This is a genomic window from uncultured Chloroflexus sp., assembly GCF_937951745.1.
Lineage (GTDB): Bacteria > Chloroflexota > Chloroflexia > Chloroflexales > Chloroflexaceae > Chloroflexus.
Window position 1 is genome coordinate 18,405 of the sequence record NZ_CALFBQ010000032.1, and the last position, 18,971, is coordinate 37,375.

At 57.8% G+C, this 18,971-nt stretch carries 16 protein-coding genes; 11 read left to right on the forward strand and 5 right to left on the reverse strand.

Translation table 11 applies throughout. From position 1 onward, the window contains the following. The first annotated feature begins 26 nt into the window (after window positions 1–26). The 3 genes from Q1A59_RS08870 to Q1A59_RS08880 all read left to right on the forward strand — a co-directional run bounded on the left by Q1A59_RS08870 (window position 27) and on the right by Q1A59_RS08880 (window position 3,567). On the forward strand, window positions 27–179 hold the full coding sequence (locus Q1A59_RS08870; protein WP_298403053.1) for a hypothetical protein: 153 nt from the start codon (window positions 27–29) through the stop codon (window positions 177–179). 87 nt (window positions 180–266) lie between these two features. Continuing rightward, a complete protein-coding gene (locus Q1A59_RS08875) occupies window positions 267–1,067 on the forward strand; it encodes a TatD family hydrolase (protein ID WP_298403055.1) in 801 nt (266 codons plus the stop codon). 127 nt (window positions 1,068–1,194) lie between these two features. After that, entirely contained in the window at window positions 1,195–3,567 is a 2,373-nt protein-coding gene (locus Q1A59_RS08880; RefSeq protein ID WP_298403057.1) for a transglutaminase domain-containing protein, read from the forward strand. Window positions 3,568–3,865: 298 nt separating this feature from the next. Here the strand turns inward: Q1A59_RS08880 and Q1A59_RS08885 are convergent, their stop codons facing one another. The 3 genes from Q1A59_RS08885 to Q1A59_RS08895 form a co-directional block, all read right to left on the reverse strand. Continuing rightward, window positions 3,866–4,360, reverse strand: a complete 495-nt coding sequence (locus Q1A59_RS08885; protein ID WP_299644852.1) for a Crp/Fnr family transcriptional regulator — start codon at window positions 4,358–4,360, stop codon at window positions 3,866–3,868. A gap of 30 nt (window positions 4,361–4,390) precedes the next feature. Then, window positions 4,391–5,437, reverse strand: a complete 1,047-nt coding sequence (locus Q1A59_RS08890) for a lysylphosphatidylglycerol synthase transmembrane domain-containing protein (protein WP_298403060.1) — start codon at window positions 5,435–5,437, stop codon at window positions 4,391–4,393. 127 nt (window positions 5,438–5,564) lie between these two features. Beyond that, the gene (locus tag Q1A59_RS08895) at window positions 5,565–5,843 is read right to left on the reverse strand and encodes an acylphosphatase (protein WP_298403062.1); all 279 of its coding nucleotides are present in this window, start codon (window positions 5,841–5,843) and stop codon (window positions 5,565–5,567) included. Window positions 5,844–6,109: 266 nt separating this feature from the next. Between Q1A59_RS08895 and Q1A59_RS08900 the strand changes: the two genes are divergently transcribed. Together Q1A59_RS08900 and Q1A59_RS08905 are read left to right on the forward strand one after the other, a co-directional pair. Continuing rightward, the gene (locus tag Q1A59_RS08900; protein WP_299644855.1) at window positions 6,110–7,348 is read left to right on the forward strand and encodes a sugar MFS transporter; all 1,239 of its coding nucleotides are present in this window, start codon (window positions 6,110–6,112) and stop codon (window positions 7,346–7,348) included. Between the two features lie 9 nt (window positions 7,349–7,357). Beyond that, complete coding sequence (locus Q1A59_RS08905; protein ID WP_298403067.1) at window positions 7,358–7,906, forward strand: shikimate kinase; 549 nt, start codon at window positions 7,358–7,360, stop codon at window positions 7,904–7,906. 478 nt (window positions 7,907–8,384) lie between these two features. On the opposite strand, the gene Q1A59_RS08910 is transcribed toward Q1A59_RS08905, so the two are convergent. Next, window positions 8,385–8,585: a hypothetical protein gene (locus Q1A59_RS08910; protein ID WP_298403069.1), complete on the reverse strand. Its 201-nt coding sequence runs from the start codon at window positions 8,583–8,585 to the stop codon at window positions 8,385–8,387. A 106-nt stretch (window positions 8,586–8,691) separates the two neighbouring features. Further along, entirely contained in the window at window positions 8,692–11,277 is a 2,586-nt protein-coding gene (gene clpB / locus Q1A59_RS08915) for an ATP-dependent chaperone ClpB (RefSeq protein WP_298403071.1), read from the reverse strand. 169 nt (window positions 11,278–11,446) lie between these two features. On the opposite strand from clpB, the gene Q1A59_RS08920 reads away from it, so the two are divergent. From Q1A59_RS08920 to Q1A59_RS08945, 6 genes are all read left to right on the forward strand, one after another. Then, window positions 11,447–12,046, forward strand: coding sequence for a ComEA family DNA-binding protein (locus tag Q1A59_RS08920; protein WP_298403072.1), 600 nt, complete (start codon window positions 11,447–11,449; stop codon window positions 12,044–12,046). 305 nt (window positions 12,047–12,351) lie between these two features. Beyond that, window positions 12,352–13,776 carry a pyruvate kinase gene (pyk, locus tag Q1A59_RS08925; protein ID WP_298403073.1) on the forward strand — a complete coding sequence of 475 codons (1,425 nt, stop codon included), beginning with the start codon at window positions 12,352–12,354 and terminating at the stop codon, window positions 13,774–13,776. A 63-nt stretch (window positions 13,777–13,839) separates the two neighbouring features. Then, complete coding sequence (locus Q1A59_RS08930) at window positions 13,840–14,757, forward strand: cobalamin-binding protein (RefSeq protein WP_298482452.1); 918 nt, start codon at window positions 13,840–13,842, stop codon at window positions 14,755–14,757. A gap of 48 nt (window positions 14,758–14,805) precedes the next feature. Then, window positions 14,806–16,587: a hypothetical protein gene (locus Q1A59_RS08935; RefSeq protein ID WP_299644859.1), complete on the forward strand. Its 1,782-nt coding sequence runs from the start codon at window positions 14,806–14,808 to the stop codon at window positions 16,585–16,587. A gap of 105 nt (window positions 16,588–16,692) precedes the next feature. Continuing rightward, on the forward strand, window positions 16,693–17,091 hold the full coding sequence (locus Q1A59_RS08940) for a hypothetical protein (protein ID WP_298403079.1): 399 nt from the start codon (window positions 16,693–16,695) through the stop codon (window positions 17,089–17,091). Between the two features lie 144 nt (window positions 17,092–17,235). Continuing rightward, the coding region (locus tag Q1A59_RS08945) for a M61 family metallopeptidase (protein ID WP_299644862.1) at window positions 17,236–18,971 on the forward strand (1,736 nt) is incomplete at its 3' end.

Sequence of the window (18,971 nt, forward strand, 5' to 3'; positions counted from 1 at the left end):
TCACGCGATTTGTTGCGCTGTCATGCATGGTAGTCAAAGCCGGTGCTCTGCTCTGCGGTTCGGGCGAGGATATGCGTTGCGCCGGCATGCCGTATGTGCCGGCGTTTATTCTGTCAGCGCGGCTGATCTGGATTGTGATGCTTGCGCAGAGCGGGAATGTAAATGGCGCTCTTGTTTAGATTGGTTGATTGTCATCTTATGATTGACGTGGGTATAATACGCCTGACTCGATGAGGGCATCTGTGCTACAATGGGGTGGAATGCCTATGAATACTCCTGTTCGCCTAATTGATACTCATCTCCACCTCGCCTCGGTGCAATTCGATGGCGATCGCAGTGAAGTTGTTGCGCGTGCGTTTAATGCCGGAATTGTAGCGCTGATTGAAATTGGCTACGATTTGGCTTCCAGCCACGCTGCGGTCGCGTTAGCGAATGCCCATCCGGCCATCTTTGCGGTGGTTGGTATTCAGCCAAATCATTTGCACGATTTACCAGCCGATTGGATCGAACAGGTTCGCGCCTTAGCCTCCCATCCGAAGGTGGTGGCGATCGGCGAGATTGGGCTTGATTACTACTGGATGAAGTCACCGCCGAGCGAACAAGAAGCGGCGTTTCGCACCCAACTGGCGTTGGCCGATGAGCTTGGCTTGCCGGTAGTCATCCATTCCCGCGATGCGATGGCCGAGACGATTGCCGTGCTCCGTGATGCAGCGCGCAGGCCGGGAGTGATGCACTCGTTTTCCGCCGATTGGGCGGCAGCGCAGGCATGTCTTGAATTGGGATTTTACCTCTCGTTTTCAGGGCCGCTCACCTTTCCAAAATCCACTGCCTTACACGAGGTCGCCCGCAAAGCGCCGTCTGATCGCATCCTGATCGAGACCGACAGCCCATATCTCAGCCCGCATCCACACCGTGGCCAACGCAATGAACCAAGCCGTCTGATCTATATCGGGCAGAAGCTGGCCGAGTTGCGCGCGCAGTCATTGGCCGAGCTGGCCCCTCGGCTTTGGCAGAATGCGCTCAATGCCTTCCCTCGTTTAGCCGCGGCGCTAGGAGAAGGGAAATAAGCGTCTAATCGGGCAGCGCGAGGCTCTGTGGCTGGCGCGGGGGCGGGTTCGGCTCGCTGCTCTAACGCGGTAAGTATCTGACCGGGCAGCGCGAGGCTCTGCCCGTACATGGGGTAAAGGCTTGTTTATGGCCAAGTCTTCATTTGCAGAGTCGTCGTCTCGTTTCCCGAATCTTTGGTGGTTAGCGCCGGGGGTCATACTGGTCTTCCTGATGACCGGCGCGGTGGTCCGCAGCTTGGCCGAGTCGGGCTGGGCGAGCGGATTGTCGATCTTGCCGGCAGTGTCTGGTATGGCGATGGTAGTTGGCGTGGCGCTGGCCATTTGGCCACGTTTGAACCGTTGGGCGGCCCATGGGTTGTCGCTAGTGCTGGCGTGGGTATGGATCGTGCAGCAGATTGGGCCATTGCTGGACAACCGGCTGCTGAGCTGGCGCGATTGGGCGGTCGAGTTGACGATCCGCGCGCTCGCGTGGGTGCGGGTGCTGGCGAGCGGCGGGCGTGGTGAAGATATTGTGTTGTTTGTGTTGGCGTTGGCAGCCCTGTGTTGGTGGCTCGCTTATGCGACGGTATGGGCGGTGGTTCGCCAGCATCAGCCATGGCTGATGATGATTGCCAATGGCTCGGTCTTGCTGGTCAATTACACTTACGTCCTTCCCAAGCCTGATCTCGAAGCGATGGTGTTTATTGCCAGCGCCTTACTGTTGTTAGTCTATCATCACGTGATGCAACGCCGGGCAGCGTGGGAAACGCAGCAAATCAGTTACCCTGATCTTTTACCGTTGCGCGCAATGTGGGCCGCCACTGTGGTAGGGGTAGCGCTAATCGCGATTACAGCCTTCTTACCTGCACAGATAACCGCCGAACGCGCCTTGCAGACGTGGGAAGCGTTGCGGGCGCCGTTTCGGGCGGCGCGGGCAGCGTGGGAAGATGCCTTTAGTACGATTAATGCCCCTCCCGGTGCCGGCAGTATCTCGTTTACGGCACGGGTGGCACCCCTAGGCGGTTCGCGTTCGCTCGGTTTTGATGAGGTGATGAGGGTGCGTTCGGCGCATCTTGATTATTGGCGCGCTGTCGCTTTCGATCGCTATGATGGTTCTGGTTGGCTTAATACAACCGGTGAACTGGCACGGGCGGCGTTGGGGGTAGCAGTGGCCGAACAGGCACGTACTCCGCTGGCCGCCGGGGAAACGATCCCGCTGACCGACCGGCGGGCGCGGCAGGTGATGACTCAGACGATCACCTTAGCCCAAGATCGGAACGATAATCTGCTGATCGTGGGGGGGGCGCCAATCCAGTTTAGCCTCCCAGCTAATCTCGAACACGTTATGATCCGTGCTGACACTGGCGGTATTTTGCCGATCTACGATGATTTGGCGTTGGTCACTGCCACAACCCCATTATTAGCCGGCACGACCTATACAGTAACGGCATTAGTCTCGTTAGCTGATGTGCAGACATTGCGCAATGCCGGAACCGATTATCCGCAGTGGGTGCGCGAACGTTACCTGCAATTGCCGGCCAATCTACCGGCGCGAGTGCGGGCGGAAGCGGCGCGGGTGATCGCGGCTGCGAATGCTGAAACTCCGTACGATCAGGCGATTGCTATCCAAGAGTATCTCCGCCGGCTGACCTATAGTGAAGATATTCCGCCACCACCGAGCAATGCCGACCTAGTTGATTGGTTCTTGTTTGAACAACAAGCTGGTTATTGCGATTATTTCGCGTCAGCGATGGTTGTGATGCTGCGTTCGGTAGGGGTGCCGGCGCGGTGGGTGCGCGGTTATGCTAGCGGCGATTTCGATCCCGAAGAGGGTGTCTACGTCGTGCGTGAACATGTAGCCCATAGCTGGCCGGAAGTCTATTTTCCCGGCGTCGGCTGGGAACGGTTCGAGCCGACGGCGGCGAGTTATACGTCGGCACCGCAGCGGCCGTTGCAAGCGGTCTTCGGCGAAGAGTTAGAGGATGCTGCCAGTAGTGCGAGCGGCGGGGGTCTCAATCCCGGCCGGTTTGAAGAGCTAGAAGATGAGTTGTCGGCAAGTGGCGTCAGCAGCGGTGCGGCAAGCGTGCCATCAGCAGCGGTGCGTAATCCGGGGGGGAGCAGTGGTGAATGGTTCGGCTGGTTGCTGGCAGTGCTCGCCGTTCCGGCTAGTGTCGGGCTAGCGTTGCTCGGTGGCTATTGGTGGCTTGGGCGTGAATTGCGGGGGTTGCGATTGGCTGCGGCAGCGTATGCCGAAATGAGCTGGCTGGCGGCGCTCGCCGGTCTTGCCCAGCAGAGTTGGGAAACGCCGCTCGAATATGCCCATCGCTTGGTGGCGGCTTTGCCGGAGCATGCCGTAACGATTCACGGCATCACTGCGGCCTATGTTGGTGAACGCTACCGGCGTGGGGCAGTCGTGCGGGTACCGCCGGAAGCGGCGCGCCAATTGTTGCGGCGAGCATTGCTGCGCTATGCGGTGCGCCAAGCGGTACAGCGCGTATGGTCGCCAGTGCGAGTGCGCTAGGGTTGGCAGGTAGGGATGTATGAGTGGGTGAAGTTGCGCGCGATCCGTGTCTCATACCGAGCTGAGCGAAGCAATCCCCTGCTTCCCGATGTTCATTGTGAGTCGCCGGAAGCGGTGAAGTAAGCTCGCATGAGCGTAAGGAAATTGTTGCGGGCGGTTAAACTGCCAAACGTGGTGGTCGTCTGCGTTCTCGTAATAACAAACAGGCAACACCCCTTTTGCCCATTGCGTGAGGTGTTGCCTTTGCCATAATATCGGGTGCTACCCTCTCGGCTTAGCCTTCATCCCTACAGTTCGATCACCGCTTCCCCAACTCTCCCTGTTGCCAGCGAATATTCCCGCGCAAGAGCAGATTTGACGACCGCAGTTTATAGGCGAGATCAGCGGCCATATTCCGCATCACCAAATAGCCGATGCGCGGATTGCGATCGCATAAAGCGGCAAAATCGCGCTCACGGATCACAAGGAGCACGCACGGATCAACACAACTGACTGTCGCTGAACGGGTTGCGCCACCGAGCAGTACCATCTCACCAAAACTCTGCCCACTGTAAAGCATATTAATGGTCGATGGCGCGAAGGAGCCATCGGAAGTGCGGGTATTGATGGCAATCCGGACGCATCCTTCGTGGATAATAAACAACTCGTCGCCTTCATCACCTTCGTTAAAGACGATTTGGCCGGCTCCTAGCCGGCGCACTTTACAGATAGTAGCGATCTGTAATAGTTCCTCGTCACTTAGACCGCCAAGCAGCTCAACTCGCCGCAAATTCTCGACGACACTCTTGTTCATAAGCCCCCCCGATTGTGTCGCGATACCACGTTAATCATGCGACGGTGCTTCGATCGGCCCAGTGCGAATCTTGCTACTGACGAGGGGGGTAACGTGCTCGTGCATCAACCAATGGTAGCATACTGCCGCCACTGGTGCAGCCAACCAGTAATTGAAGAGCCGGAAGATAATAGCTGCCGGTACCGCTGCCGGCCCTACCCCCATTTGGCTCAAGACCGCCACCAGCGCCGCTTCAACGGTTCCCCCGCCGCCGGGCAAGACGTTGAAGGTTGATGTTACGAGCGCGACGCCAAATGCCGCCAACACCACCGCAAAGCTCACATCGGTTCCTAGCGCATGCAACACCAGCAACATTGCCAAGCTATGGCCGCTCAGCGCTGCCAACTGAATCAGCACCAACAAAATGACATCGCGCCGGCGATGGACTAACAGGCTACGACCGCGCGCTAAATCGGTAACAATGCGATCAATCCAAGCACTGCTTAATTGTCGCTTGAACAGACGGTTAGTAAAGCGATGGATCTTTCCCAGCCAGCGACGCAACGTCTCTTCGGGGCGGGTCAGTACAAAGATGGCAATGCCGATCACCGAAAGGCCAATCAATCCAGCAATATAGCTCGCGCCGGTTGCTTTCAACCCGTGCCAAGCAAAGTAGGCAAGGCTGAATGAGAATATGAGCAACATTGCCACAACATAACTCAGCGTTTCGAGTGAAGCGAGAAGCGCTGACTCGCCGGCGCGAATGCCACGGCGGTTGAAATTGCTCATCAGAAAGGCATAGCTCCCAACACCGCCGGCTGGCACCGATTGGCTAATAATAATCGCGGTGAGCGCAGTCGCCCACAGACGGAGAAGATTCATCCGGTAGCCAAGTGAATGGAGCACAACATTGAAGACCTGCGCGCTCGTCAGATAGCTGAGAGCAATCAGAGCCAACGCAGCCAATAACCAGCCCGGCTTGGCATCATTCAGTAGGCTGAATGCCTCAGCGATCCAATGTCGGTTGAGAATTGCCAATATGATAATACCGATACTGATGACAGCACTGGTGATCAGTTTCCAGCGTTTGACGCCCATAAACGTCCTCTCGCGACGAGGCGAATCGGTTGGCTGGCCAACAGAAGGTGAAGGGGGCGGTGGCAAGTAAGCGGGATGGTGCGATTTTTTCGTCGCAGATCCTCGCTTACTTGCGTGGTGGCGCTCTTTACCAGACAATAGAGAAGATCCCTTCTTTGCCGGTTGGTTCTTCCCAGTGAACCTCGACCCGTTCGACCTGCGCTTGGCTAGGGCCGCTGTAGCACCAACTGATAAGTTTTTGAACGGCTGGCCGACTCCCTTCAAAGACTGCCTCCACGCGACCGTCGTTCAGATTGCGTACCCACCCTTTAACTTGTGCTTCACGAGCTCGATCACGGGTGTAGGCGCGGAAGCTTACCCCCTGTACGCGACCCGAAATAAAGACATGAGCACGAACAAGATCCACACGCCACCTGTCTTTAGCATTATCTCTTATTATAGCATTGTCCTGAAGCTACTCTTTGAGTATAGCGCACGGATGCTGGCTCTGCAACCGCAGAACATAAAAGGTTTGTCAGAAAACCATGAGGGCTACATAGGCATGCAATAGAGTATAGGGCGGTGTTTTTCGCCAAGCGAGAGTGGGGTATCTGGCGTATCTGTTTCTCATAGCGGGTAAGTTGTGGTATGCTACACCCTTGGCGGCGCACGCCGACTTAGCGCGGAGCGGGTATGATTTCCGTGGCATCGAATCTCCGTCTTTCTCTGGCCCGGATCCCGGCGGCAGTCTGGCGTATTCTGGCTCATAGCTTTGTCTATGGCTTTGCACTGAGTATTGCCGATATTCTCTTCAATTTCTATCTGGTTAGCCAAGGGTATACCGTCAACGATGTCGGTTTGCTGTCGATGGTGAGCCGGGCAGCCGGGATGCTGATGGGGCTGCCGATTGGTTGGCTGATTGACCGGCAAGGGCCGCAGCGGGCAATGATCGCCGGCGTCATTGGTTATGCGTTGGGTTGGATGGCGTTGTTGCAGGCGCCGGCGCTGCCATGGCTGATCGCAGCTCAGTTCGTGGTTGGGGCTTGCTATCTGTTAGCATCAACTGCGGTGACGCCTTTGCTGGCGCTGGTGACAAAGGAGGAGCAGCGCCCGTTGGTGTTTGGCATGAATGCCTCAGCCACGCTGGTGGTTGGGTTGCTCGGCAGTGCCGTTGGCGGTGTTTTGCCGACGGTGGCCGCCAGTGTGATTGCAAGCGATCCACAATCAACCGCAGCGTACCGATTGGCGTTAACCACTGTGATCGGGCTGAGCATCATCGCTCTTTTGCCGGTGTTGGTGCGGTTGCCGGCAGTTGTTGAGGCGAGCGATAGCAGTGGGAGTAGTGCTGAGGCGCCGGCCCGGTGCTCGTGGCTGATGCTGATCTGGTTTGCGACGCCGTCGTTTTTGCTTGGCGTCGGCGGCGGCGCCATTCTTCCGTTCCAAAACCTATTCTTCCGTGATCAATTTGGCCTCAGTGATGCGAGCGTCGGTTTGGCGTTGGCGCTAGCTTCACTAGGAGCCGGCATCGGCGCGCTGGTTGGCGCGCCGGTGGTGCGCCGGATCGGTTTGCAACGCGGCGCAGCTTTGCTGCGGCTTGGTGCTACGCCGGCGATGCTGTTGATGCTATCGCCGTGGTTGCCGTTGGCCATCGTTGGCTTCTTTGCCCGCGGTTTCTTTATCGCCGCCAGTTATCCGATGAACGATGCGCTGGTGATGGGAGCCACGCCGCCGGTGCAACGCGGCTTGGCGATGAGCCTGATGAGTCTGCTGTGGGCTGGTGGTTGGGCGGTGTCGGCGGTGATTTGGGGGTGGGTGACGCCGGTGTTTGGCTATGGGCCGCAGATTGTAGCGGCTGCGGTTGCGTATGCCCTCTCGGCGCTGGTGATTTGGAGTTTGCGCCTACAACGACATGTAGGACAACCGACTGCATAGGAGCAGGGTATGGTCTGGGATCCGAACTGGCTCGAACGGCCAATTGCATTGATTGGTCTCAGCGGGTGCGGGAAATCGACGGTAGCGCGCCTCTTGGCACGCGCGTTGTGTTGGCCGTGGTACGACACTGATGCCGCAGTAGCAGCAGCGGCTGGGATGAGTGTGGCCGATCTGTTTCAGACCTACGGTGAGGAGGAGTTCCGCCTTCGTGAGTCGGCGGCGCTGACCGAGGCGCTGCGCGAGGCGCAGGTAATCGCAACCGGCGGTGGGATTGTGTTGCAGCCGGAAAACCGGCAGATGCTGCACGATCTGGCGACCGTGATCTGGCTCGATGCGAGCGATGCTACGATTCTGGCCCGTCTGGCCGCCGATGCCGAAGAACGTCCGTTGTTGCGCGGTGATGCTGCCTCGCGTTTAGCCGCATTGCGCGCGGCTCGCGCGCCGCTCTATGCCGAGTTAGCCGATCTGACCGTGCAGACGGATGGGTTGATGCCGATCGATCTGGTGCAGCAGATCATCACAGCGTTGCGAAAAGGAAAAAAGGAACGAGCAGGGTAGCTGTACTGTATGTCGCTCGGTTGGGCAAGCCGGCGAAACCACCACAGACGATCGAAATCGGTGTCGAAACTGGCAAGCGCCGTGATGTTTCGTTCGCGGCATGCTAGCGCGATCAGAATTCGCCGCCAGAATGGCGCATAAGGTCAATACTTTCCGGGTAGAGGCGCGGTATGTCGGGAAGATCCATGTGATGGTATGTACCCCAATCCGTTGTTCCAAGCGGTCAAACAATGAGATAATGCCGTCTACGCGATCCTTCTCGTGCAAGCGTCGGGTGGCCGTGCTGAGCGCCTCGCCTATCATCTAGTCAATTCATTCCACGCTGTTGTCGATTCAAGGCGCGCTAGAGTTGCTCGGCTTGCTAGTGCTAGGCATCAGTTGGATTAATCAACCCAACGAGCACCGCGACGTCAACGGCTGCGCTCATTGTTCATAATTCTCATCAAATACTGCTTCCGTATCGGCGAGTGCATCCCCTTCATACCCTTCGTCCAAGGCTTATGGCTAGCGCTGCAACCGTCAGATACCGCCACAGCGTGGGTTGGGCGAGTGCTGCTGCCTGTTGCGCTTGGACAAAACGGACGAACGCCTCAACGATTGGCAGGCTCTCGGCGGACAAGGTCTGCATGAGCGCGATAATCCGCTCGCGGGTTTCGTGACTGGCGAGGGTAGTTTCCACATCGCCTACAAACGTTGTTTCTCGCGTATGATACCCTACCGCAAACAGAAAAACCGGCACGACAGGGATGTGATCCCTGCCGCGCCGGTGGCAGGCGGCGTGAAGCTTAGCTGCGCCGGAAGACGAAGTTGCCGTTTTCGACATCGACAACGATCGTGCTTCCCTCTGGGAAGGCACCTTGCAGTAGTTGCAGCGCGAGCGGGTTTTGGATCCGTTGTTGGATCACCCGCTTGAGCGGGCGCGCACCGTAGACCGGGTCGTAACCCTCGGCAGCCAACTGCGCTCGCGCGGCAGCGGTCAGTTCGAGGTTGAGCTTGCGGTCGGCGAGCAGCTTGCGCAACCGGTTGAGTTGAATCTCGACGATCCGGTCAATGTGCTCGCGGGTGAGCGGTGCGAAGACGATCACTTCATCGATCCGGTTCAAGAACTCTGGCCGCAACGCGCTGCGCAGCTCTTCCATCACCGCGGCCCGGATCTCGCCTTGCGGCGCACCTTCACGGGCCAGCTCCTGAATCGTCGCGCTAGCGATGTTGCTGGTCATGATGATGACCGTGTTCTTGAAGTTGACCACCCGGCCTTGACCGTCGGTCAACCGCCCGTCGTCAAGCACTTGCAGTAAGACGTTGAAGACGTCGGGATGCGCCTTCTCGATCTCGTCGAACAGGACGACGCTGTAGGGCTTGCGCCGCACCGCTTCGGTCAACTGGCCGCCCTCATCGTAGCCGACGTAACCGGGAGGAGCACCGATTAGGCGAGCTACCGAGTGCTTCTCCATGTACTCCGACATGTCGATCCGCACCATAGCCTGCTCGTCGTCGAAGAGAAACTCGGCCAGTGCGCGAGCCAGCTCGGTCTTACCGACGCCGGTCGGGCCAAGGAACAGGAAGCTGCCCAAAGGCCGGTTGGGGTCTTGCAAGCCGGCGCGAGCGCGGCGCACCGCGTTCGATACCGCCGTGACCGCCTCGTCTTGGCCGACGACGCGCTGGTGCAGGCGCTCTTCCATATGGACAAGCTTCTCAAGTTCACCTTCGAGCAGCTTCGTCACCGGGATGCCCGTCCACTTCGAGATAATCTCGGCAATGTCGGTCTCGGTGACTTCTTGGCGCAACAGGCGGCTCTGGTTGCTCAGTTTCGCTTCTGCCTCTTGCAGCTCGCGCTCGAGACTAACCAGTGTACCGTACTGCAACTCCGCCGCCTTGTTATAGTCGTATTGGCGTTGGGCCTGCTCGATCGCGGCCCGGGTCTGCTCGATCTTCTCTTTCAGTTGCTGGATGCGCTCCAGCTCTTGCCGTTCGCGTTGGATTTGCGCTTCCAGCGCTGCCCGCTGCTCGCGCAGGTTGGCCAACTCTTGCTCGAGCTTCTCAAGCCGCTCTTTGCTGGCTTGATCCTTCTCTTTGCGCAACGCCTCGCGCTCGATCTCCAACTGCATCATCCGCCGCTTCAGATCGTCAAGCTCTTGCGGGTCGGAGGTAATCTCCATGCGCAAGCGCGCCGCCGCCTCGTCGATCAGGTCGATCGCCTTGTCGGGCAGGAAGCGGTCAGAGATGTAGCGATCCGAGAGCATTGCCGCCGCGATAATCGCGCCGTCAGTGATGCGCACACCGTGGTGAGTCTCGTAGCGCTCTTTGAGACCGCGCAAGATCGAGATCGTATCTTCAACCGACGGCGGATCAACCATCACCGGTTGGAAGCGCCGCTCAAGCGCGGCGTCCTTCTCGATATGCTTGCGGTATTCATCGAGCGTAGTCGCGCCGACCATGTGCAATTCGCCGCGAGCTAGCATCGGCTTGAGCATATTGCCGGCATCCATCGCACCTTCAGCCGCGCCAGCGCCGACGACGGTGTGCAGCTCGTCAACGAACAAGATCACGTCGTCGCGCTCTTGGATCTCTTTCAGCACCGCTTTCAGCCGCTCTTCAAACTCGCCGCGATACTTGGCGCCGGCAATCAGCGCGCCAAGGTCAAGCGCAATCACCCGCTTGTTCTTTAGCGCTTCGGGCACATCGCCGCGCACAATGCGCTGGGCCAAGCCTTCGACAATCGCCGTCTTACCGACACCCGGCTCACCGATCAGCACCGGGTTATTCTTGGTGCGGCGCGACAAAATCTGGATCACGCGCCGGATCTCTTCATCACGCCCGATCACCGGGTCGAGCTTATTACGCGCGGCTAGCTCGGTCAAATCACGGCCATACTGCTCAAGCGCGGCATAGGTGCCTTCGGGATTGGGGCTCGTCACCCGCTGCGCGCCGCGCACTTCGCGCAACGCCATCAGCAGCTTATCACGGGTCAAGCCGGCTTGCTTGAGCACGCGCTCGGCCCCACCGCCGGCATGGTCAAGGATCGCCAGCAGCAGGTGTTCGGTGCTGACGTACTCGTCGCCAAACTGGGCCAATTCATCGTGGGCCTTGACCAGCACCGTGCGCAAGCGCGCACCGAGCTGCACCTGCGCGCCGCCGCCGCTCATACGCGGGAAGCGGGCTATTTCGTTATTGATCTGTTGCTTAATCGCGCCGACCGGTAGATTCAGCTTGGCCAGCACCTGTGGCACCACGCCGTCGCTCTGATCGAGCAAAGCGTAAAGCAGGTGCTCCGGCTGCACCTCAGCGTTGCCTAGCCGTTCAGCCGCTGCCTGCGCCGCCGCGATCGCTTCGTATGATTTCTGCGTAAACCGATTGGTGTTGAAGGACATACGTCCACCTCCTTGTATCTGATGCTGCTTTTACTGTAGCAGAGCGGTATCTGTGACGCGATAGCGCAGTATTAACGTTGCGTTGGAAAATTGCGCGTTACTTTTGGCCGGTTGCTGCGGTTTCTTATATAGAGAGCGGAAATGAGGCGCAGCAGCACGGAGGCAAGCGATGGATATGGAAGGACAGCCGTGGTATCGGCGACCACAGCGAGTAGCGGCGGTGATCTGTGCGCTGATTGGTGGATTGCTGATCGCGTTTGGGCCGGAGGCACGGGCAATGTGGTGGCCGGAAGAGGCAGTGAAGGCGACGGAAGGGTTTGAGGTTGAGGCATTGCCAACACCTACGGTTGCGCCGCTGGTGGTGTATGTATCGGGTGCGGTGGTTGCGCCGGATGTCTACCGGTTAACGCCGGGGGCGCGGGTGGTTGACGCATTGCAAGCGGCTGGCGGCTTGGCCGAACTGGCTGATGTGAGTGGGATCAATCTGGCGGCGCAGGTGCGAGATGGCGAGCACATTCGTGTGCCATACGCAGGGGAAGCAATGGCGCAGGCGGCAACGAGCGATCAAGCTAGGTTAATCAACCTCAACCGCGCTAGCGCGGCTGAACTGGAAGAGTTGCCGGGGATTGGAGTAGCGCTGGCAGCGCGGATTGTCGAGCGGCGTGAAACAAAGGGGCCGTACCAAAGGGTCGAAGAGCTGCGTGAAGTGACAGGGATCGGCGAGAAATTGTTTAACCAGATTGCGCCGCTTGTCACGATTGGCCCATAAGCAACCATTGCGTCAACAACCTTGCACGAATCGTTGCTCTCGCATATACTCGCGGTAGCACTCCAGTGATAAGTGGCGAGCGCCACTGTCATAGCGAGGGTGCGGCGTGCCTGAAGCAATCTCCTACTGCAGCGAATGCGATCATGGAGCGGGTTGCTCCCGTGTTCGCGGGAGATTGCTTCGCCGCTTGCGGCGGCTCGCAATGACAATAGGGGGAGCGGGGATTGCTCTGCTGCGCGGGGACAGAGTGCCGCTTTGTCCCTCCTCGCAATGGAGGATCTCGATGTAGCGCCAGAGTGGAGTTTATGCGACGCACAAAAATTGTTGCAACCCTTGGGCCGGCGACGAGTACACCTGAACGGATCGCCGGATTGATCCGGGCCGGTATGAACGTAGCTCGGCTCAACTTCTCGCATGGGACCCATGCCGATCATGCGGCGCGGATTGCGATGGTACGACGGGCAGCGGCAGAAGCAGGCCGGCACGTCGCCATCTTGCAAGATTTACAGGGGCCGAAGATTCGCACCGGGCCGCTGGCCAACGGTCAGCCGGTTGAGTTGGTGGCGGGGCAGCGGTTTATTATCACCACCGAGCCAATAATCGGTGATGCTCATCGGGTGAGCACAACCTATCGCGCCTTGCCACTCGATGTGCGGCCACGTGATCGCATCTTGTTGTCAGATGGGCTTATCGAGCTGGTGGTCACCAGCCATACTGACACCGAAGTTGAAACCGAAGTCGTGCATGGCGGTCGTTTGCGCGAACACCAAGGCATCAACCTGCCGGGAGTGCGGGTGAGTGCGCCGGCGGCGACTGAGAAAGACCTCGTTGATCTTGCCTTTGGGCTTGAACAAGGCGTCGATTACGTTGCGCTCTCGTTTGTGCGCCGGGCAAGCGATGTGCGCGAAGTGAAGGAGTTTATTCGGCGGGCAGGTAAACAGACGCCGGTGATCGCCAAAATCGAACGGCCTGAAGCGCTCGATGTATTGCCGGAAATTCTGGCTGAGGCGGACGGGATCATGGTTGCGCGCGGCGATCTAGGGGTCGAGATGCCGCCAGAGCGGGTGCCGATCGTACAGAAGCAGATTATTGCGGCGGCCAATCAGGCATTGTTGCCGGTGATTACAGCCACGCAGATGCTTGAGTCGATGATCCATAACCCTCGACCAACCCGCGCCGAAGCGAGCGATGTCGCAAACGCCATCATTGACGGCACCGATGCCGTGATGCTCAGTGGCGAGACAGCCGCCGGCGCTTACCCCATTGAGGCTGTGCAGATGATGGCGCTGATTGCCGATGCGGTTGAGACATCGTTGAGCAGCAGCCAGCACCTAGCTACGCCGCGGTGGACGATTTCGCCGGCGCAATCGACGCCGCGTGCGATTGCGGCAGCGGCTTGCACGATTGCGAATACCTTGCCGGTGCGCTTTATTGCCGTCTTGACCCAGAGCGGGTCAAGCGCACGGCTTGTCTCACATTATCGGCCAGAAATCCCGGTGATTGCCTTCTGCCCAAGCGACGAGACCGCCCGTCGCACGAGCCTGTATTGGGGAGTGACGCCGATCGTGATCGAAGCTCGCGACCGGCTTGATGAACTTGAAGAGCAGATCGTTCGTCTGATGCGCGATGTGGGCTATGTCCGGCGTGGTGATCTGATCGTGTTAAGCGGCGGCCATCCGGTCTACCGCTATGGGCCGACGAACTTCTTGAAAGTTATCACAATCGAATAGGATTCTTGACACTAGCCCCATCGGATGCTACGCTGTAGTTAAGGGTAGGCCGTGGAGAGCAGGATGACCATGCGTATTGTCTCGCTGCTGCCGGGAACAACCGAAATCGTCTGTGCGCTTGGGCTTGGCGACCATTTGGTGGCAGTGACCCACGAGTGCGACTATCCGCCGGAAGTGCGCGGGTTGCCGGTAGTGACGCGCAGTATGCTGGAGCAGGAAGAAAGCTCGTCGGCTGAGATCGATGCGGTGATTCGCGCGCGCGCGCGCAACGATCTCTCGATCTACCAGCTTGATATGGCATTGATCGAGGCGCTCCAGCCCGATGTGATCTTGACGCAGGCGCTGTGCGATGTGTGCGCCGTGCCGTTACGGCAGGTGGAAGCGGCAGTCGCTAATGGGCCGGCTCAGGTGTTGTCGTTTGAACCGACGAGCTTGGCCGGCATCTTTGGCTCGATCAAGGCGATTGGGCGAGCGCTAGGGGTTCCGGAACGGGCTGATGCGTTAGTTGACGAGTTAGCAGCGCGGGTCGAGCGGGTGCGCGCGCGGGCTGCGCAAGCGACCTATCGGCCCCGCGTTGCCTGCCTCGAATGGCTCGATCCGGTGTTTGGGCCGGGCCACTGGACGCCGGAACTTGTATCAATTGCCGGTGGCCAGCCAGTATTAGGTGTGGCAGGTGAGCGATCGCAACGCGTATCGTGGACGGATGTGATCGCCTGTGCGCCAGAGGTGATCATTGCGATGCCTTGCGGGTTTACGCTCGAACGGGCCGTGGCTGAAGCAACTGCTCTTTTGCCGCAGCGGGCCGGTTGGTATGCCTTGCCGGCGGTACGGGCGGGTAATGTCTTTGCGGTTGATGGCAATGCCTATTTCAGCCGTCCCGGCCCGCGCGTGGTTGATAGCCTAGAGTTATTAGCCGAACTGATCCATCCCGATCTGTTTGCCGGATGGGGACCACAGCAGGCAGCTATTGTGCTGCGTTGATCGCGGACGCTTTTGTTGTTCAGCTCCAATTCGAGGGAGAATGTGCAGATGTCAAAGCCAGAGCTGACGATCCCCAAAGTATTGCAGGCGCTAGCTGCCGAGCTTGATCAGCCGGTAAGCATTGCTCAACTTTGCGATCTGATGAAAGCGCGCTGGTCGGTACACTACGCGGCGTCTTCAGTACGTAGCAGCCTGCGCTGGGAAAGTATCACGCTCGGTTGGGTGAAAATTAATCGCTCGCAATATCTCCCTCTGCGGTTAGTGCTTGATGGGTTGCGGTTTCGGTGCTGGCCCCGCCCGCAAGACATTGCTGAGGGTCGGTTGCCGATTGCTCATCTGCGTCCCTTTGCTGGCCTGCGCCGGCAGCCCTTGCCAGTCATCTATGACGAACAGGGTGCGATATTGGCCGTGAAAGAACCGAGGGGAAAAGAAATCGGCTTTGCTTCTCATACTGCGGTTGACATGCGAAAGTGGTTTCAACGCCATCACTTCGCCGCTGGTGACAGCATTCTGGTCGAAATGCGCTATCGGACGAGGCCAGAGTTGTATTTCACCTATGAGCCGGCAACCGCATTTCAGGCGAGCTGGGTCGATGAACAAGATCGCGCTCTGTTGCAGGCGATTGTTAAGCAGGTAGATGTGGGTTCAAAGCCGTGTGAAGAGGTGATCCTGCCGATTTTTGCCAGTGCGCCGTGGCGGACTGCATACCCCGGACGGCCATGGCAATATCTCGTTTTGAGTGATCCGCGCTTGCATCTGATTGAAGATTCGTTGATACAGGCATCCGATCCGTATTTTGATTTAGAACGATTGTTGTTGCAGAGAACACCGCGCGATGATGTAGTGTTCCATCCGTCATTGGTAGAGCAAGCGCAAAGGGCGCGGCTTCCGGTCAAGCAGTCGGTTATTGATGAGATTACGGCATTGCAGCAAGAGATGCAACGTTCGCGTACCCAAGATCGACAGGCCGGTCTCTGGAACGGCGATCTGTCGCGTGAATCGCGAGTCGCTGATGAAGAAGTGGATCATTTCTGGGAGACGATGGATGAAATTGTGGGTGTGGCCATCGATGTGTCTGATCAGATGACGCGGGCTGTGTTGCGAATGCAAGAAGTTTTGCCGCCGGAAGTTCAGCAGCAATTGTCTGAGGCAACCCCGGAAGAAGCTGAGGTTATTCTTAGCCGCTATCTGAACTATCTGTTAGTCAAAGCGCCCGACTTGTTCCCGCGGATTGATGTGCCGCCTACGTCATCGTCGAACGATTCGTGGATCGTTAAACGCAGCGTTGATAGCGATATTGAGCCGCTTGATGAGCTTGATGCGAGCGGATGGAACAATGACGACGACTGGGATGATGATGATGAATTTGGTGATGGAGACTGGGATGATGATGAGGAATCCGCCGCACTTGCCCAGAGTATCAATCTGATTAATCAGTATAGTGATTATTTATCTGAGATGGGGAAGAAGCGTTCGACTGCGCTCGTGCAGACCCGCCTTTTGAAGCCATACGCTCAGTTTTTGGCTTCGTTTTATCAACGATCGCTTCATAACGGTGACTATGCGACGCTTGACGAGTTTCTGTTTTATTATTACCCCAATCACAACGATGTCTCAGAAAGATATATCCGTGATATGTGCAGTGCGCTCAAGCAGTTTTACGCCTTCTTGCGCGAGCGAGGCGTGATCGAAGACGATCGATTTGCACAGGCGATCTGGAAACGGCGCGATCAGGCAGCACGTTTGATGACGCTGTGCCAGAAGATAGAGCGCGATTATCCCGATCAGCCGGATTTGCTCGCAATGCTGTTTAAGCCATACATGTCGTAGCGCCAATGATGTTGCTAGCCGCTAAATGCGCCTCTCTGGGCGCATTTTTCTTTACGGTGCATGCATCACTCTCATCCTCACCAACATTATCGCCGGAGTATTGGTTTGCGCGGATTTGGTAACACGCCGGAGGGTGCGCATTTGGTAACGATCATACCTCTCCATGGCGAACATTTGTTTGGAACGGTCGTCAATGGCGTGGTTCAGGTAAGTGAAATAAGAGCCATTGCTCATCGGGATTGGCTAGATATTCCAAAGCATTTCTCCCGTGCTGTGTGCGCATGGGTGATGATGCCCGATCATGTCCTCGGTATTCTTTTTCTGACCATTGATCCATCTGTAACAAGGCCGGCGAATGCGGGCGAACGGTTGGCGTCCCTGCCGCAGTCGGCGCTACGTGGCCCCCAACTCCATGACATCGGAGCCATTGTTGGTTCGTTCAAATTGGCCGTTACCCGCCGGATCAATGCGTTGAACCCTACCCCCGGCATCACGGTTTGGTAACAGAATGATGACAGGCGTATGATCCGCTCGGAACAGTTGCTCCCCAGCATCCGTAACGAACTCCATTGTGGCAAATCCGCGCTCTTGGCCATGCGATCGCCATCGATAACGACGCAGGAATGGTTCTGTTTTTGAGGAATGACCATGATTATTTACACCATCTCTATGCCGGCTCCTCATTCCCATCTCTTTCATGTACGTATCGAGATTATGCGTAATGAAACCGGCGATGTGCTGTTGTCCTTGCCGGCGTGGACGCCCGGTTCGTATATGATTCGTGAATTTGCTCGTCACGTGCAAGAATTTCAAGCCGCCGACAATGAGGGGCGACCGTTGCCGTGGCGTAAAGTTCGTAAAGATGGTTGGCTAGTGGCAGCAGGCACGGCGACGTGCGTGGTGGTGTGGTATAAGGTGTATGCGTTCGATCTGACGGTGCGCACCAGCCATCTTGATGGCACACATGGCTATTTCAACGGTGCGAACGTCTTTATGTACGTTCACGGCCATACCCGTGAATCGCTGACGTTGCACGTCGATCCGCCGTCCGGTTGGCGCGTGACGACCGGCTTGGCGCCGCTGCCAGCTGATCCGGCATACCCGCACCGCGCTTCGTTTCAGGCCGCCGATTACGATGAACTGGTGGATTGTCCGGTTGAATGCGGTACCCATCGAGTGCTAACCTTTTCGGTTGATGGCGTACTGCACCGGATTGCAATCTGGGGCTATGGTAACGAAGATGAGGCACGCCTGCTCGCCGATACCCAGCGCATCGTCGAAGTGCAGCGCAGGCTGTTTGGCGAGTTGCCGTACCGCGATTACACCTTCATTCTCCATCTGACCGATGGGCGCGGTGGTGGGCTTGAGCATCGCAATAGTGCCACCAATATGGTTGATCGTTGGACATTTACCGACCAATACGAACGCTACCTGAGCCTCACGTCACACGAGTTGTTCCATGCGTGGAATGTGAAGCGGCTCCGTCCGGCGGCACTTGGCCCGTTTGACTACCAAGCCGAGAATTATACCCGTCTACTCTGGTTCGTGGAAGGCGCAACCAGCTATTACGATGATCTCCTGTTGGTGCGCGCCGGTCTGATGAGCGAGGAGCGGTATCTACAAAAATTAGCTGATGAGATTGTTCAATTGCAGAGCCAACCCGGTCGCCGTCTGCAAAGCCTCGAGCAGAGTAGTTTTGATGCGTGGATCAAGTTCTACCGTCCTGATGAGAACAGCATCAATGCCAGCATCTCCTACTACCTGAAAGGTTCTCTCGTCTGCTGGATCTTTGACATGGCGATCCGCGCGCGCACCAATGGCGAGCGCAGTTTCGATGACGTGATGCGTTATCTCTATCAGCGTTATCCGGTTGAAGGGCCGGGCATTCCCGAAGAAGGGGCAGTTTTGGCGGCAATCGAAGCGATCGGCGGTAGTGATGGTGGGTTGCGCGAGCTGTATGAGCAGTATGTGGTTGGGGTCGAAGAACTCGATTATGCCGCTGCACTGGCAGTGGTCGGCCTTGAACCGCATTGGCAGTATCGCCGTCCACGTCATGACAGTCAGCCGCCAGCGTGGCTAGGCATCAATTGGCGTAAGCAGGGTGAACGCACAGTCGTGGCGTCGGTGCGGAGCGATGGCCCGGCGTATGTGGCGGGGGTGTACGCCGATGACGAGCTGATCGCGATTGATGGTTGGCGGGTCAATGAAGAACGTCTCAACCACCGCCTGCTCGAACGACGCCCCGGTGATACGGTGCGCTTGACCCTCTTCCGCGGCGATGCGTTGATCGAGGTGCCGGTGATATTGGCAGTTGCGCCGTATGATATGCTGTCGCTGGCACCGGTGGCGGCGCCAACGGCGCAGCAGGTGCAGATGCGGGCCGC